We start from the raw sequence: 14137 nt of genomic DNA, 5'->3' as shown, positions 1-14137 counted from the left end.
TAGGGGTAAGGTGTTGGGATTATATATAATAGTTAATTAATAGCGGTTTGATGAGTAGTGGCTTATATTTAACGTTTTACGAAAAATATGGAAATAAAGGTTGCAAAGAGCCATGAATTTTCAGTGAGCATTTCATGTTGTGCTAAAAGTAATAATTTACGGCGATAAGTATAGGCTTAATGCACAAATCATTGAATGGGGTTTGTACAAATTAAATACCTTTGGCTTAATGAAAGTATCCGGATTTACCTTTATCAGAAACGCCGTTAAAAACGATTACCCTGTTGTTGAGGCCATAACTTCTATTTTACCGCTTTGTGATGAATTTATAGTGATGGCCGGTAACTCTGACGATGGTACGCGGGAGCTTATCGAAGCCATCGGTTCGCCAAAAATCAAGATCATTGATTCTGTCTGGGACGATTCATTGAAAGATGGCGGCCGGGTTTTCGCGGTGGAAACGGATAAGGCATTTGATGCCATATCGCCGGATAGCGACTGGGCCTTTTACATTCAGGGCGATGAAGCCGTGCATGAAAAATATCATCCGCTTATTAAAAAAGAGATGGAGCAGGCTTTACATAAACCCAATATTGAAGGCCTGTTATTTAAATACCTGCACTTTTATGGTTCTTACGATTTCTATGGCGATTCGAGGCGCTGGTACCGCCGGGAGATCCGCCTGCTTAAAAATATTAAAGGCATCAAAGCTTACCGCGATGCGCAGGGTTTCAGACTTGATGACCGTAAAATAAAAGTTAAGCTGATTGATGCATACATATACCATTACGGCTGGGCCAAACCGCCGCAGGGGCTCAACAATAAGGTGCGCAATTTTAACAAATTTTACCATGATGACGCCTGGATGGAGCAAAACTTACCCGAAACCTATGAGTTTGATTACGGGAATGCTGATAAACTGGTGCACTTTACAAGCACGCACCCAGCGCCTATGCAAAAACGCATAGCCGCCACCAACTGGAAAATTGACTTCAGCACCAAGGCATTGCGGAAAAACATGACCTTCAGGCGCAAATTTTTGCAAAGGGTAGAGCAGCTTACCGGCTGGCGCATTGGCGAATACCGTAACTATGAAATTGTAGAACGATAGAAAAATATAAGCATGAACCACCCATCAGTTGATATTACTAACCGAGCTTTACTGCGCGAGCAACTGCTATCGCTTGATCCTGATACAGCGCCGCTTTGGGGTAATATGAAGGCGCAACAAATGGTTGAGCATTTGGTTGACCAGGTACAATGGACAAACGGCAAAAAAACACCTACCTGCGAAAGGCCTGCCGATGAGGCCCATCAGCGTAAAATGCTGATGGTTTATAGCGACATGCTGATACCGCAGAATATATTTTCAGGCCACTTACCCGAAAATTATCAATATTCCAGCATGGTAGCCGCTATCAACGCGCTGGTGCAGGAACTGGACGCTTTCGATCAATATTTTCTGCAGCCCGGCGCCGTAGCTATCCACGGTGGCTTTGGCCCTATGAACCATGAGGAGTGGTTGATATGGCACGGAAAACATTTTGCACACCACTTCACGCAGTTTGGGTTGATAAGAGAGTGATTTTTTGTCTGAACCAGGATTGGTTTTCCTTTTTTTTCCTTGCGCTTGTTTTAAGCGAGTGCTTAATATGGGTTTGCGTTTTAAACGCAAATATTCAAAACAGTTATTGCGATGCAATCGCCCAGCCATATTAAGCACTCGTCACAGACGAGCGCAAGTTGGTTTTCTTTTTTTTCCTTGCGCTCGTTTTAAACGAGGGCTTAATATAGGTTTGCGTTTTAAACGCAACTGACAGGAGCTATTAAAGGCGATGCAATCGCCATTCTATGTTAAGCACTCGTTTAAAACGAGCGCAAGGATGCTATTACTTTTCAAGAGAATAAAATCCCTCAATCCCAAAATCTCTTTACTCGTGGTTCAGACAAAATATCACAGGTTCTGCGCTATTACAAAACCGCTGGCCCAGGCCCATTGAAAATTGTAGCCGCCAAGCCATCCGGTAACATCCACACATTCTCCGCCAAAAAATAGGCCCGGTACTTTTTTGGCTTCCAGTGTTTTGGATGAAAGCTCATCGGTTGATACACCACCGCGCATTACTTCGGCTTTGTCGTAACCTTTATCGCCGGCAGGTTTTACTTTAAATTCATGGATCAGTTGACTTATGTTTTCAATATCGGTTTTAGTAAGGGATGCCAGATTCTTTTCAACCGGGAGCTTATCGCTCAGGGCCTCGGCAAACTTGCGGGTATACAGGTTAGCTAAATAGGCCAGCAGCATTTTTTTGCCGTTGGCTTCCTTTTCCTGTTGTATCAGTTCGGCAATGTTTTGGTTGGGTAAAAGGTCGATGTTGATGTATTCGCCCGGTTTCCAGTAAGAGGAGATCTGCAATATCGCAGGGCCACTCAATCCCCAGTGGGTAAACAGGATATTCTCTTCAAAGCTGATCCTATCGTTCCATACACGGCAAAAAATGCTGTTGCCGCTCAGTTGCTCATACCAGGGCTGATCTTTCCCGGTGATAGTAAGTGGAACCAGGGCAGGGGCGGTATCTATAATTTGCAGGTTGAAATTACGGGCAGTACGCAGGCCAAAATCGGTTGCGCCCATTTTAGGTATGGGCGAACCGCCTGCGGCAATAACCACGCTGGGCGCGCTGATATACTCCTGGCTGCCGTCAACTTCAACCCGAACGGTAAAACCATCGTCAGTTTTTTCAACCATTTTTACTTCGGTATTGCACCATATCTCCTGGTCAAGGTCGGCGCAAAGGCTGGTAAATACCTGCACCACATCCTTAGCCTTATCACTCACGGGGAATAGCTGGCCCAGTGTTTTTTCCTTCCCCTCAATACCATAAGTTTCAAAAAAGCCGATGGTATCGTCAACTGTCCACTGTGAAAAAGCTGATTTACAGAAGTGTGGGTTTTGCGAGATGAATTGTTGATCGGTAGCGTACAAATTGGTGTAATTGCACCTGCCGCCCCCGCTGATGAGAATTTTGGCCCCTACACGGTCGGCCTTTTCAAGGATGAGCGTACGCTTGCCTAAAAAGCCGGCTTGCACGGCGCACATTAATCCGCAGGCACCGCCACCAATAATTATTGCATCAAAATGGGTTTGTTTTGTTAAATTTGTAGTCATGACCGATGTTTCGCAAATATCAGAATTTGGAAAGATACTCATCTTTCTGATTACCGGAATAATTATGGTATGCGTAATATTTTTTGTTACCCGCCTGCTTGCACCAAATAACCCCAATTACGAAAAGCTAACTTCCTATGAATGTGGCGAAGAGCCAACCGGAAATGCCTGGTTGCCTTTTAATTCAAGGTTTTATGTGATAGCGCTTATATTTTTGTTGTTTGATGTAGAGATGGTTTTTATTTTTCCATGGGCAACGGTATTTGGCAGTCATGAAATTATAGCGCAGGATGCCCGCTGGGGCTGGTTTTCGCTGGCCGAAATGTTTATTTTCCTGGGGATACTGATATTAGGGCTGGTTTACGTTTGGTGTAAAGGCGATTTGGAATGGATAAAGGCCAAGCCCGTTGTGCCTACTACTGATGTAACCATTCCGGCCTCGCTGTACGAACAGCTGAACATGGAACAGGGCAAATTTGTTGTGAAACCCTTCAGTATGACTAACGAGCCAGTGGTTGCCGAGGCTATTTTAGCCGAAACAGCTCCTGCCGAAGCCCCGGCTGTACGCAAACCTATGTTTAAACCCACCTTTAAAAAGCCTGCAAATGAGTAGTGATGTAACGAGTGAAAGCGGTGGTGTAGTTGTCACCAAAATGAACGATCTGCTTAACTGGGCAAGGTTATCATCTTTATGGCCATTGAGCTTTGGGATAGCCTGCTGCGCCATTGAAATGATGGGTTCTATGGCATCTACCTATGATCTGGACAGGTTCGGCGTTTTCCCGCGCCCATCTGCCCGCCAGGCCGATGTGATCATCATTGCCGGAACGGTTACCTTTAAAATGGCCGAACGCATTAAGCGCCTCTACGAGCAAATGCCCGACCCTAAGTACGTAATATCCATGGGTTCGTGCTCCAACTGCGGCGGCCCCTACTGGCAGCACGGCTACCACGTAGTAAAAGGGGTAGACAGGGTAATTCCTGTTGATGTATACGTACAAGGCTGCCCCCCACGCCCAGAAGCCCTGATAGGTGCCATCCTGGAGCTGCAAAAGAAAATTGAGCAGGAACATTTGGTGAGGGGGTAAGGAGAGTAGATTTATTCAAGTCTTGGAAATATTGGTGTTAGCATCAAAATTATAATGTATTATATAAATTATTGGTGATAAGATCAACGTTGGCCCAGCTTCATATTTATGCCAAGGTGAGGCCTGTCATCCTGGGCTTGTCGAAGGATCGTGCGCGGATGTCCGCCCGCCATGGTTCGACGGAGCTCACCATGACAGCCTTACGCTGTTGTAGGAAAAATTTGCTTTGAAAATTTGAGAGGCTTATTGCAGTACTTTCCGTTCTTCAACAATTTTGCGGAGCAGGGCTTGTAGTACAACCGCGTTCCAGTCTTTAGCAAAGGTTTTGCTTTTGTTTTGCTTTTTGTTGTTGCAGTTGTATATCATGAAGTAGTTGTAGTAATTGCTGATACTGATCACGTTCCAGGGCAGAATGTTGTTTGAGTCCCAGCCTATGCCCCCAAAATGGAATTTGATGCCGCAAAGCTCAAATGTTTGGTGAATGTTGTAAAGATCGTAATAGTAATTATACAGGTTAACAAAGTAATTGCGCCAAAGCTGGTGTATAATTTCTGACCATAAGGAACCATATAATCGTTTGCGGATGCCGTAATAACTACCCAGCCTTACACGGATTGTTTTTTGCTGCTCGGTTTGAATATCAATAAAATACTGGCGACCGATTGTAAAGGCATAGCCATTGATCCAGGTGACACCATACCTGAAACCGGTGATGTTTTCGGCTGCGATATAATCGGGCGCGACAAAGCCAGACGGTTTTTCAATAATTAAGCCTTCGGTTTTAAACGTCAGTATCTTGCTTATCTTATTGTTTAACAGTGCAGGGATTTCAATAAGGCAGGTATCGTTATTCATCCGGTATAAAAATAAGCATCTGTAACAATAATTTATTTATAAGCAAAAAATTAATTGAACATTACAAAATACACTTTTTATAAAAACTATAACTTTATAGCCTTTAACTCTGCCTTATGCCCAAAAACGCACCATATAAAAATAACATTATCCTGCACATTCTTTGGATTGGTTTATTAACCGGCACCCTTGATGGTCTTGCTGCCATGATACTCAATTATAAGATACATCCGGCTATTATTTTTAAGTTTATAGCCAGTGCCGTATTTGGTAAGGCTGCATTTAAGGGTGGTGCCGAAATGGTTATAGCCGGGGTAGTGTTCCATTACCTGATCGCAATTTTGTTTACCAATGCCTTTTATTTACTTTATCCATTTTTTAAAAGGATATTGAAAAACGTGTACCTGATAGCGTTGCTGTATGGTACCACGGCATGGCTTATCATGAACCTGGTAGTTATTCCCATCACTCAAAAAGCGTTTCCGGTTATTAAGGCGCAGGTTATTTTAATGGGGATAGCCATTTTATTTATATGCCTGGGGCTTCCTATAGCTCTTATTGCCAACAGGCATTTAAAAGAAGGTAAGTTTAATATACCGTTCCGTTAAGGATAAAAAAGCCAGTGGGGATAAAATCGGGATATAAAAAAAGAGCCCGGTACTTGCTACCTGGGCCCTTTAAGGATTTAAAATTAAACAAACATACAATTAATTATTGAGGCATCAACACCCCATTTAAGCCGTGTATAACACCGTTGCTGGCGGCAAGGTCAAACGCAATTACCAGTGCCGCGTTTCCTTTAGCATCGGTGATTTGCAGATTGCTTTTGTCATTAACCGATAGGGTTAATGTTTCGCCATCAATAGTTTTCAATACCGCTTTACCTTTACCGGCACCCAGCGCCTTAATAATATCGGCTTTGGTGTATTTACCGGCTACAACGTGATACTTAAGTACTTTGGCCAGCTTGGCGTGGTCTTTAGTCAACTCATCCATAGTTGGTTTTGGTATTTTGCTAAAGGCCACATCATTAGGTGCAAATATGGTAAATGGTCCGGCACCCTTCAGGGTAGTTTCCAGGTCGGCATTTTTGATGGCCAGTGCCAGTGGTGCGTACTCTGTAGTGCTTGCAAGCACACCTACAACATCGCCCGAAGAGGCAGATGGTGCGGCAGTGCCGGCAGGAGCTGTTTTATTAGCTGTATCGCGCTTGGTAGTGTCTTGTTGTTGTGTTTGGGCAATTGCATTATTTGATAAAAATCCAATAGTCAGGGATGCAATGGCAATTAAAACTGATCTTTTCATGTTCATCTTTCTTTTTAATTTTAGTTCTTAATAGCATGTAATGAGTATCAGTTTTTTCGATAAAATTTCCTTTTAAAATAATTGTACTTGTTATTTAATGTAGAGTTATAACCTATAATTACATTAAATAGTTTTTAATTAATTGAAAAAGGCGGCTAAACACCTAAAGCAGAGCAGGTAAAAACCTTGCTGAAAGAGAGGTAAACCGGCAGAAAATGCTACTCATCAACCCTCAGCGCAAGGATGCCAAAGGCGAAGGTAAGGCTCACAAATACGAGCTGGTAAACAAACAAAAAGAGCAGCGTAGTATAGGTGAGCATGAGCGATGATGATGAATTGATGACCTGGAATACATCATCGCGACCCCATTCTTTTATCAAGGCTGCCTTGCTGCCAATAGTGGCCAGGCCATGCTGTAATTCGCCGCGGGGCCATACCGGGAAAAACAAGGGGCTTGATCCATTAACGTCAACCACGTATTCGTTATATAAGTACAGGTAACCAAATAAACTGAGCGCGAACACAGCCATAGCACCTAAAGCAATCGCATTAATTGCTTTTATACTAAATGATTTAAAAGTATCCTGATTTAGCCTTAAAAGCAGCAATGCAAAAATTCCGAATGATTCGATCGTAGCAAAAAACATCACCTTTGAACAGTTGGGCGGTACACCAATGTTGGTGGCCAATACCGCCAACCCTGGTATAATGGCGAATACACCGGAAGCTGCCTTTAATGATGCTTTTAACTTTTTCATTTAAAAATCTACGCTTACTTTTTGCCGGGGCTCAACCTGCTGCGGTTTGGTATAGTGTGTACGTACCAGGAATTTATCGTTCAACTTAAAAATAACAGTATACACGGTTTCGTCGATATTTACGGTGGTGTCGGTTTTATCACTATCAACCAAAAAGGTTTCTATCAGTGCATTATTCTTTTGCCAGTTACTATTTTGTATCTGGTTGAGCCATATACGGCGTGGTATGAGGTAAACTTCGGCCTTTTGAGGGTTTGATCTTAGTTCGAGTTGTATGCCATGGATATTAACCCCTCCGTAGCTAATTTTTTTTGTGGGGTTAATGGTAGCGGTACAGCTATACATAGGGTTTAAATGGTAAAGCTTTATGGGCACATTTACTTTAACCAAAAAGCCTAAGGAATCAAGGGTAATAGGTTTTAACTCGTTAGATTGCCATTGTATCTCATTATTGCTGAACGATAACCTGAACGATTGCGGTTTGGCCCATTTTGGCCTGTAACTGATATGCACAAAAGAAAGCAGTGTAGAATCGTTACCGGGGGCAGTTTGCTGAACTGCTGAGGCTGAGTCGGCATGTTGCTGCGCGTAGCCATTGTAGTACCGGCTTAAAATAAAGACTGCAATTAAACCCGCTGTTTTTATAAAACATAACAATTTCATAAGTAGGGGATTAGGGGTTGATAATATCAGTCTAAATTAATAAAAATGAGGTTTTTATCAAACAGGATAGTGTTGCCAATAGCACAAAAAAAACGCCTGTGTTTTAACACAGGCGCTCCAATATATTATGGAATCAGGCTTATTGACCCTGCGCCAGGGTATAGCCAATTTTACCGTCAAAATTCATCAGGAACTCCACAGAACAAACCTTTACCTGTTCGGAGAAGTTAGCAGCAATGTGCAACAGCTCTTTCTGGGTAATTTCTTCACCGGCTTTCTTTTCAAAACGCACACGGTACTCGTTAACCAGCTCGGTGTAAATAGATCCTGTAGGCCAAACCTGGGTACCACGATTGGAGATCATTACCAGATCAAAATTATCGGTAAGTACTTTTTTGGCGAGATCGGCCAGTTCATTGGGCTGAATTTTTGCCTCCACAAAAACATCAACCCCGATCATTTCTTCTTTAATGTTGCGGGTAACGGTCAGTTTGTTTTGTAACGGTTGAGCCTGGTTGGCCTTAGTCTCAAAATCGGGATTAGAGAACACACCACCATTTGCCGGAACCTTGCCCAGGTTGGCTATAATAGCATCAGTAAAGGCATTGGTATTAGATGATGGGGTGGTTTTATCGCCAAAATCGCCGGTATGAACGCCCTGCTCTAACGTATATAATAATGCGTTTTCAATATCAGCGGCGTTTTTTGAAAATCCCAGGAAACGCAGCATGGAGATACCTGAAAGCAGCAATGCGGTAGGGTTAGCGATGCCCTTGCCAGCAATATCAGGAGCTGTGCCGTGTACGGCCTCAAATATGGATATGTTATCGCCAATGTTGGCCGACGGTGCAAAACCTAAACCGCCAACCAAGCCTGCGCAAAGGTCAGATACGATATCGCCCTGCAGATTGGTTAAAACAATGGCCTCAAATGTTTCAGGTCGGGTTACCAGTTTCATACACAAATCGTCAACAATAATGTCTGATGCCTCAATCTCGGGGTATTCTTTGGCAATTGCCTGGAAGGTTTCCAGGAACATGCCGTCGGTAAGTTTCATGATATTGGCCTTATGGCCGCAGGCTAATTTTTTTAAGCCCTTGCGCTTTGCCATTTCAAAGGCGTAACGGATAACCTGAGCCGAACCAGGGCGGGTTATGATCCTCCGGCCAACGGCAACATCATAGGTAAGCAAATGCTCAATGCCGCCGTAGGTATCTTCAATATTTTCACGTATGATAGTGAGGTTAATAGGGATGCCCGCTTTTGAAAAAACGGTATCAACACCGTTTAATGTACGGAAGTCGCGCTGGTTGGCATAAGTGTTCCAAACTTTGCGCGCGGTTACGTTGATACTTTTTACGCCTTTGCCTTTCGGGGTTTCCATAGGGCCCTTAAACAGGATGCCTAAGGTTTCAATAGTATCCTTTGCCTTAGCGGTCATCCCGGTGGAGTGGCCCGCGTCAAAGTACGATTTGCCCATTTCTACAAACTCATATTCAAGCTGTACATCATTAGCCTCAAAAACTTTAAGTACGGCCTGCATTATTTCGGGGCCGATACCATCACCGCTTGCAACTGCTATTTTGGTTTTCATAGAAAAATATATTTAGTAAAAAACGGTGTAAATATAGTCGTTTAAGCCTCTTTAGGAGGATTGGCTAACCATGGCAACCAATTTGTGACATTAAGATTAGGGCTTTTTGGCCTTTCATCTGTTTATTTGTACCTTCAAGGTTCATGCCCTTCGGGGGCATATTTTACATTAATAACTTATCATGAAGGCATTCGCACGGCAACTCTTTAAAACCTTTTTATTTGCGGCTATCATATCAATTGCGGCAAATTGTATTTATTATTCAATTACGCAAAAAGGGGCTGATTACGATAAAGCGTTACCGAAGGTTATTGAGGGTATAGTTTTGCTAAACATTATCGTGTTTGTGATGTCGCTGCCATCGTTATTTTTGGTTAACCAGGTTTACTGGAATAATTTGCCGGTTAGGCTAATCCTTTATTTTTCTGGATCTATCGTTTTTTTAATTACTTCTTTGTTGCTTAACCTGCCGCCCCAATCAAAAGTTGTTTATTTGTTAACCGGGGGCATTTTCCTGGTGGTGCATGCCGTTTTTTACTATCTGTGGGTAAAAAAGCGCGCTTGATTTATTGATGTTTAAGCATTTTATGGCTTTTTGAAAGATTTCAGGTAAACTTGCAACATTAACATGAAAGCATTTTACGGAGATTTAAAATTAGGTATTTTGGGTGGCGGTCAATTAGGCCGTATGCTCATACAACAGGCTATAAATTATAATGTTACTGTTAAGGTTTTAGACCCCGACCGGGAAGCCCCATGCCGCAAACTATGCGATGAGTTTACAGTAGGCTCACTGGGCGATTATGAAACCGTATACAACTTTGGGAAAAATGTAGACCTCCTCACCATTGAAATAGAGAAGGTAAATGTTGATGCCCTGGAGCAATTAGAGAAAGAAGGGGTACAGGTATTCCCTCAATCGCGCATTATCCGTCTGATACAGGATAAGGGGCTTCAGAAGCAATTTTTTAAAGAAAACGATATTCCCACTGCCGATTTTCAGATCATTTCATCACAACAGCAGCTGCAACAGAGTTTTATCCCATTTCCTTATATTCAAAAGCTGCGTAAAGATGGCTATGATGGTAAAGGAGTTTATAAGGTTGCCGACGAAACCTATCTGCCGGGTGCGTTTAAAGAGCCCAGCCTTATTGAGAAATGGATAGATTTTGAGAAGGAGATAGCCGTTATTGTGGCCCGCAATGAAAAAGGCGACATCAGCACATTCCCACTGGTGGAGATGGAATTTAATCCCGAAGCCAATTTGGTAGAGTTTTTAATATCACCATCAACACTATCGTTTGAAATACAGCAACAAGCCGAACAGATAGCCAAAAAAATTGCCGAGAGCCTCAAGATTGTAGGCCTGCTGGCAGTGGAGATGTTTTTAGATAAACATGGCAAAATACTGGTTAACGAGCTGGCCCCGCGTCCGCACAATAGTGGTCACCAAACTATTGAGGGTAACGTGGTATCGCAGTTTGAACAGCATCTGAGGGCTATATTTAACCAGCCACTGGGTGATACCGCTTGCCTGAACAATGCTATTATGGTAAACGTTTTGGGCGAAGCCGGATACGAAGGCCCGGCCATTTATCAAGGTATTGAGAAAATATTGAATGTTCCGGGGGTGTATATTCACCTATACGGTAAAGCGCTTACCAAGCCGTTTCGTAAAATGGGCCACGTTACTATTGTTGACGTTGATCGTGAAAAAGCCATTGAAAAAGCACGATTTGTACAAAAAACGCTGAAGGTAGTTAGTTGATTTAGTTCATGGATCATGGTTGATGGTTCATAGCAAAAAATCACTACAACGCTTCTCAATAAATACAAATTTTAACAATGGCATTCAGATTTGAAGATTTACAAGTTTGGCAAAAAGCTATGGATTTGGACGATCAAATCAATCAGCTTTGCAAAGCATTTCCCAAGGAAGAAATATATGTACTAACATCTCAGATTAAAAGAGCCGCTGATTCCGTAGTTTTGAATATTGCCGAAGGATCTACGGGACAAAGCAAAGCTGTTTTTAAAGTATTTTTAGGATACTCCCTTAGATCAGCCATAGAAGTAGTAAGCTGTCTGTTTATTGCTAAGAGAAGAGGATATATTTTAGAAGAAAGTTTTAAGACATTATATATTGATTATGAGGTGCTGGTAAAAATGATTACGTCGCTCAGAAATTCTATTTGACAAATTTTTACTATGAACCATGAACTATCAACCATGAACCATCAACTATGAACAATAAAGAACCAAAAGTAGCCATCATTATGGGCAGCAAGTCAGACCTGAATGTGATGCAGGATGCCGCCGATGTTTTAAAAGAATTAGGTGTAGAGTATGAAATAACTGTGGTATCGGCACATCGCACGCCCGATCGTATGTTCAGCTATGCCCGTGCCGCTGCAGATCGTGGTATTAAGGTAATTATTGCTGGAGCAGGTGGTGCCGCGCATTTACCGGGCATGGTGGCTTCGTTAACACACTTGCCGGTAATTGGCGTTCCTGTAAAATCAAGCAATTCTATTGATGGCTGGGATTCAATCCTGTCTATACTGCAGATGCCTAACGGCATTCCGGTTGCCACCGTAGCATTAAATGCAGCGAAAAACGCCGGTATCCTGGCTGCCCAGATCCTGTCAACCGCCGATGAATACCTGGTTCAAAACCTCATCAACTTTAAAGATGATCTTAAAAAGAAGGTAGAAGATTCTGCCAAAGAAATGGAAGGGTAGTATAGGTTTTACGTGTTACGTTATACGTATTACGTTTTTAGAATTTTCTCTTTCAAACGTATAACGTACTACGTCCAACGTAAAACGTCTTCATTCAAAACCTAATTCAGCGCCGGGTTTTCCGGGAAGTTGGCAATGTGGGCGTAGCGCTGGCCCATGCCTATTACAACCTCTTTCCAAAGGTTCTGTTCGTTGGTGAACAGGTTGGCCGGTTTAAAATTATCGGCAACTATCCAGCTGTCCTGCGTAATTTCTTCGTCGAGCTGTTGTGATGTCCAGCCAGAATATCCGGCAAAAAACTTAATGTCTTTTTCGGTTAAATTGTAGCTTGATACCAGTTCTTTAACCTGTTCAAAATCACCGCCCCAAAACACGCCGTTTGCTATTTCAATACCGCCGTCAATTTTTTCGGGGCAGCAGTGTATGAAATGAAGTGTATTTTTGGCTACCGGCCCGCCATCATAAACCGGCATTTCTGAGTACGATACATCAGGTAAAACATCGCCAAGCATGTATTTGCTCTGGTGATTCAGGATAAAACCCATAGCTCCATCGGCAGAATATTCTGTTAAAATGATCACCGATCTTTTAAAGTTCGGATCCATCATAAAGGGTTCCGAAATTAATAAATGCCCCACGGCAGCCGATATTGGACTTAGCATAAGGTTAGTATTTATTTAACACAACAAGCATAATAAAAATATGTTCAATTTTTAAATTGAATTATATACAATATGTACGGTATAATTAATTTGTAAGTTTGCAGTAAATGAATCAGCAGGAATTACAAAATTTAAGGCAGGATTATACTGCCGCTACATTATCTGAAAATGATACCAAAGGTGATCCTATAAATCAGTTCGATCAATGGTTTAACGAAGCTTTGGCGGCAAAATTGCATGAACCCAATGCCATGACGCTTGCTACAGCCACTGCAAATGGTAAGCCATCGGCCCGTATTGTGCTGTTAAAAGGCTTTAATCAGCATGGTTTTATATTTTATACTAACTACTTAAGCCGCAAGGGTAAGGAAATTACCAAGAACCCGCAGGGGGCTATAATGTTTTTCTGGGGCGAATTGCAAAGACAAGTGCGTATTGAAGGCACCATCGAAAAACTGAGCAAGGAAGATTCTGAAAGGTATTTTCACTCGCGCCCAAAGGGCAGCCAGATAGCTGCGGTAGTTTCTCCGCAGAGCCAGGAAATTGAAAATCGTGATGGTTTTGAGAAAAAGTGGGCCGAACTTGAAGCTGAATACGAAGGTAAGGAAGTACCTAAACCATCTTTTTGGGGAGGTTATATCCTGAATCCGCAGCTGGTTGAGTTTTGGCAAGGCCGTTCAAGCCGCCTGCACGACCGTATCCTGTATAAAAAGGTTGACAAGAAAAACTGGAAAAAAGTACGTTTAGCACCATGATGTTTAACGATATTAAATTATTGCTCACCGAAAAATTTGGTGAAACCGTAATTGCGGGCGAAGAAACAGGCGGGCTGCAACCCGCCTTGCTTATAAATCCCGATGATATTGCCGCGGTATGTCTTGAATTGCGCAATAACCCCAAAACGTATTTCGATTTTCTATCGAGCCTGAGCGGGGTGCATTATAATGACGATGATAATCGTTATGGGGTAGTTTATCACCTGGCTTCAATACCTTACAAAACACAGCTTACCCTAAAAGTAAGCAAACCCCACGACCGCGAGAGTGCCGAACTGCCTGAATTTAAAAGTATAGTAACCGTTTACCGCACTGCCGATTGGCATGAACGCGAAGCTTATGACCTTTTCGGGATATTTTTTGAGGGTCACCCCGATCTGCGCCGCATATTATTACCCGATGATTGGGAAGGTTTCCCACTCCGTAAAGATTATAAAGCTGCCGAGTATTATAAAGGGATCAAGATAGATTAGGAGGCGAAGCCCCCTAACCCCCTAAAGGGGGAACTTTTGATTTGCTTATTCTC

General features: G+C 42.6%; 18 protein-coding genes. 11 read left to right on the top strand and 7 right to left on the bottom strand.

Annotated features, from left to right (window positions below; genetic code table 11):
* The first annotated feature begins 229 nt into the window (after nucleotides 1–229).
* Together QWZ01_RS02155 and QWZ01_RS02150 are read left to right on the top strand one after the other, a co-directional pair.
* Nucleotides 230–1111, top strand: coding sequence for a glycosyltransferase family 2 protein (locus QWZ01_RS02155; protein WP_290321574.1), 882 nt, complete (start codon nucleotides 230–232; stop codon nucleotides 1109–1111).
* Nucleotides 1112–1123: 12 nt separating this feature from the next.
* Nucleotides 1124–1585, top strand: coding sequence for a DinB family protein (locus QWZ01_RS02150; protein WP_290321573.1), 462 nt, complete (start codon nucleotides 1124–1126; stop codon nucleotides 1583–1585).
* A 369-nt stretch (nucleotides 1586–1954) separates the two neighbouring features.
* Here the strand turns inward: QWZ01_RS02150 and QWZ01_RS02145 are convergent, their stop codons facing one another.
* On the bottom strand, nucleotides 1955–3169 hold the full coding sequence (locus QWZ01_RS02145) for a BaiN/RdsA family NAD(P)/FAD-dependent oxidoreductase (RefSeq protein WP_290321571.1): 1215 nt from the start codon (nucleotides 3167–3169) through the stop codon (nucleotides 1955–1957).
* On the opposite strand from QWZ01_RS02145, the gene QWZ01_RS02140 reads away from it, so the two are divergent.
* Both QWZ01_RS02140 and QWZ01_RS02135 read left to right on the top strand, forming a co-directional pair.
* Nucleotides 3168–3782 (top strand): NADH-quinone oxidoreductase subunit A, encoded by a 615-nt coding sequence (locus QWZ01_RS02140; protein ID WP_290321570.1) that lies wholly within the window; start codon nucleotides 3168–3170, stop codon nucleotides 3780–3782. The two genes, QWZ01_RS02145 and QWZ01_RS02140, sit on opposite strands and share 2 nt — an antisense overlap.
* Complete coding sequence (locus tag QWZ01_RS02135) at nucleotides 3775–4257, top strand: NADH-quinone oxidoreductase subunit B (protein ID WP_290321569.1); 483 nt, start codon at nucleotides 3775–3777, stop codon at nucleotides 4255–4257. The genes QWZ01_RS02140 and QWZ01_RS02135 overlap by 8 nt, the downstream gene beginning before the upstream one ends.
* 243 nt (nucleotides 4258–4500) lie before the next feature.
* Here the strand turns inward: QWZ01_RS02135 and QWZ01_RS02130 are convergent, their stop codons facing one another.
* Nucleotides 4501–5112 carry a hypothetical protein gene (locus QWZ01_RS02130; protein WP_290321568.1) on the bottom strand — a complete coding sequence of 204 codons (612 nt, stop codon included), beginning with the start codon at nucleotides 5110–5112 and terminating at the stop codon, nucleotides 4501–4503.
* Between the two features lie 116 nt (nucleotides 5113–5228).
* Between QWZ01_RS02130 and QWZ01_RS02125 the strand changes: the two genes are divergently transcribed.
* The gene (locus QWZ01_RS02125) at nucleotides 5229–5720 is read left to right on the top strand and encodes a hypothetical protein (protein WP_290321567.1); all 492 of its coding nucleotides are present in this window, start codon (nucleotides 5229–5231) and stop codon (nucleotides 5718–5720) included.
* Nucleotides 5721–5823: 103 nt separating this feature from the next.
* Here QWZ01_RS02125 and QWZ01_RS02120 read toward each other — a convergent pair whose 3' ends face one another.
* From QWZ01_RS02120 to QWZ01_RS02105, 4 genes are all read right to left on the bottom strand, one after another.
* Nucleotides 5824–6417 carry a fasciclin domain-containing protein gene (locus QWZ01_RS02120; protein ID WP_290321566.1) on the bottom strand — a complete coding sequence of 198 codons (594 nt, stop codon included), beginning with the start codon at nucleotides 6415–6417 and terminating at the stop codon, nucleotides 5824–5826.
* 218 nt (nucleotides 6418–6635) lie between these two features.
* Nucleotides 6636–7175: a hypothetical protein gene (locus tag QWZ01_RS02115; RefSeq protein WP_290321565.1), complete on the bottom strand. Its 540-nt coding sequence runs from the start codon at nucleotides 7173–7175 to the stop codon at nucleotides 6636–6638.
* Nucleotides 7176–7838 (bottom strand): hypothetical protein, encoded by a 663-nt coding sequence (locus tag QWZ01_RS02110; protein ID WP_290321564.1) that lies wholly within the window; start codon nucleotides 7836–7838, stop codon nucleotides 7176–7178.
* A gap of 139 nt (nucleotides 7839–7977) precedes the next feature.
* Nucleotides 7978–9432: an NADP-dependent isocitrate dehydrogenase gene (locus tag QWZ01_RS02105; protein ID WP_290321563.1), complete on the bottom strand. Its 1455-nt coding sequence runs from the start codon at nucleotides 9430–9432 to the stop codon at nucleotides 7978–7980.
* Nucleotides 9433–9613: 181 nt separating this feature from the next.
* Here QWZ01_RS02105 and QWZ01_RS02100 point away from each other — a divergent pair, with 181 nt between their 5' ends.
* The 4 genes from QWZ01_RS02100 to purE all read left to right on the top strand — a co-directional run bounded on the left by QWZ01_RS02100 (nucleotide 9614) and on the right by purE (nucleotide 12173).
* Entirely contained in the window at nucleotides 9614–9997 is a 384-nt protein-coding gene (locus QWZ01_RS02100) for a hypothetical protein (RefSeq protein WP_290321562.1), read from the top strand.
* 63 nt (nucleotides 9998–10060) lie between these two features.
* A complete protein-coding gene (locus tag QWZ01_RS02095) occupies nucleotides 10061–11200 on the top strand; it encodes a 5-(carboxyamino)imidazole ribonucleotide synthase (protein WP_290321560.1) in 1140 nt (379 codons plus the stop codon).
* A gap of 77 nt (nucleotides 11201–11277) precedes the next feature.
* Entirely contained in the window at nucleotides 11278–11628 is a 351-nt protein-coding gene (locus tag QWZ01_RS02090) for a four helix bundle protein (RefSeq protein WP_290321559.1), read from the top strand.
* A gap of 47 nt (nucleotides 11629–11675) precedes the next feature.
* Entirely contained in the window at nucleotides 11676–12173 is a 498-nt protein-coding gene (gene purE / locus QWZ01_RS02085; RefSeq protein WP_290321558.1) for a 5-(carboxyamino)imidazole ribonucleotide mutase, read from the top strand.
* A 101-nt stretch (nucleotides 12174–12274) separates the two neighbouring features.
* Here the strand turns inward: purE and QWZ01_RS02080 are convergent, their stop codons facing one another.
* Nucleotides 12275–12835: a YqgE/AlgH family protein gene (locus tag QWZ01_RS02080; RefSeq protein ID WP_290321557.1), complete on the bottom strand. Its 561-nt coding sequence runs from the start codon at nucleotides 12833–12835 to the stop codon at nucleotides 12275–12277.
* Nucleotides 12836–12942: 107 nt separating this feature from the next.
* Here QWZ01_RS02080 and pdxH point away from each other — a divergent pair, with 107 nt between their 5' ends.
* A complete protein-coding gene (gene pdxH / locus QWZ01_RS02075; RefSeq protein ID WP_290321556.1) occupies nucleotides 12943–13590 on the top strand; it encodes a pyridoxamine 5'-phosphate oxidase in 648 nt (215 codons plus the stop codon).
* On the top strand, nucleotides 13587–14084 hold the full coding sequence (locus QWZ01_RS02070) for an NADH-quinone oxidoreductase subunit C (RefSeq protein WP_290321555.1): 498 nt from the start codon (nucleotides 13587–13589) through the stop codon (nucleotides 14082–14084). Before pdxH ends, QWZ01_RS02070 begins: the two co-directional genes overlap by 4 nt.
* Nucleotides 14085–14137: the final 53 nt, after the last annotated feature.

Origin of the sequence: Mucilaginibacter aquaedulcis (genome assembly GCF_030409325.1) — a bacterium.
Classification (GTDB): domain Bacteria; phylum Bacteroidota; class Bacteroidia; order Sphingobacteriales; family Sphingobacteriaceae; genus Mucilaginibacter; species Mucilaginibacter aquaedulcis.
This window is presented reverse-complemented; position numbering and strand designations above follow the sequence as displayed.

Excerpts from the sequence above, each read along its gene's own strand:
- QWZ01_RS02155 (WP_290321574.1), top strand. The coding sequence starts at position 230 with ATGAAAGTATCCGGATTTACCTTTATCAGAAACGCCGTTAAAAACGAT.
- QWZ01_RS02150 (WP_290321573.1), top strand. The coding sequence starts at position 1,124 with ATGAACCACCCATCAGTTGATATTACTAACCGAGCTTTACTGCGCGAG.
- QWZ01_RS02140 (WP_290321570.1), top strand. The coding sequence starts at position 3,168 with ATGACCGATGTTTCGCAAATATCAGAATTTGGAAAGATACTCATCTTT.
- QWZ01_RS02145 (WP_290321571.1), bottom strand. The coding sequence starts at position 3,169 with ATGACTACAAATTTAACAAAACAAACCCATTTTGATGCAATAATTATT.
- QWZ01_RS02135 (WP_290321569.1), top strand. The coding sequence starts at position 3,775 with ATGAGTAGTGATGTAACGAGTGAAAGCGGTGGTGTAGTTGTCACCAAA.
- QWZ01_RS02130 (WP_290321568.1), bottom strand. The coding sequence starts at position 5,112 with ATGAATAACGATACCTGCCTTATTGAAATCCCTGCACTGTTAAACAAT.
- QWZ01_RS02125 (WP_290321567.1), top strand. The coding sequence starts at position 5,229 with ATGCCCAAAAACGCACCATATAAAAATAACATTATCCTGCACATTCTT.
- QWZ01_RS02120 (WP_290321566.1), bottom strand. The coding sequence starts at position 6,417 with ATGAAAAGATCAGTTTTAATTGCCATTGCATCCCTGACTATTGGATTT.
- QWZ01_RS02115 (WP_290321565.1), bottom strand. The coding sequence starts at position 7,175 with ATGAAAAAGTTAAAAGCATCATTAAAGGCAGCTTCCGGTGTATTCGCC.
- QWZ01_RS02110 (WP_290321564.1), bottom strand. The coding sequence starts at position 7,838 with ATGAAATTGTTATGTTTTATAAAAACAGCGGGTTTAATTGCAGTCTTT.
- QWZ01_RS02105 (WP_290321563.1), bottom strand. The coding sequence starts at position 9,432 with ATGAAAACCAAAATAGCAGTTGCAAGCGGTGATGGTATCGGCCCCGAA.
- QWZ01_RS02100 (WP_290321562.1), top strand. The coding sequence starts at position 9,614 with ATGAAGGCATTCGCACGGCAACTCTTTAAAACCTTTTTATTTGCGGCT.
- QWZ01_RS02095 (WP_290321560.1), top strand. The coding sequence starts at position 10,061 with ATGAAAGCATTTTACGGAGATTTAAAATTAGGTATTTTGGGTGGCGGT.
- QWZ01_RS02090 (WP_290321559.1), top strand. The coding sequence starts at position 11,278 with ATGGCATTCAGATTTGAAGATTTACAAGTTTGGCAAAAAGCTATGGAT.
- purE (WP_290321558.1), top strand. The coding sequence starts at position 11,676 with ATGAACAATAAAGAACCAAAAGTAGCCATCATTATGGGCAGCAAGTCA.
- QWZ01_RS02080 (WP_290321557.1), bottom strand. The coding sequence starts at position 12,835 with ATGCTAAGTCCAATATCGGCTGCCGTGGGGCATTTATTAATTTCGGAA.
- pdxH (WP_290321556.1), top strand. The coding sequence starts at position 12,943 with ATGAATCAGCAGGAATTACAAAATTTAAGGCAGGATTATACTGCCGCT.
- QWZ01_RS02070 (WP_290321555.1), top strand. The coding sequence starts at position 13,587 with ATGATGTTTAACGATATTAAATTATTGCTCACCGAAAAATTTGGTGAA.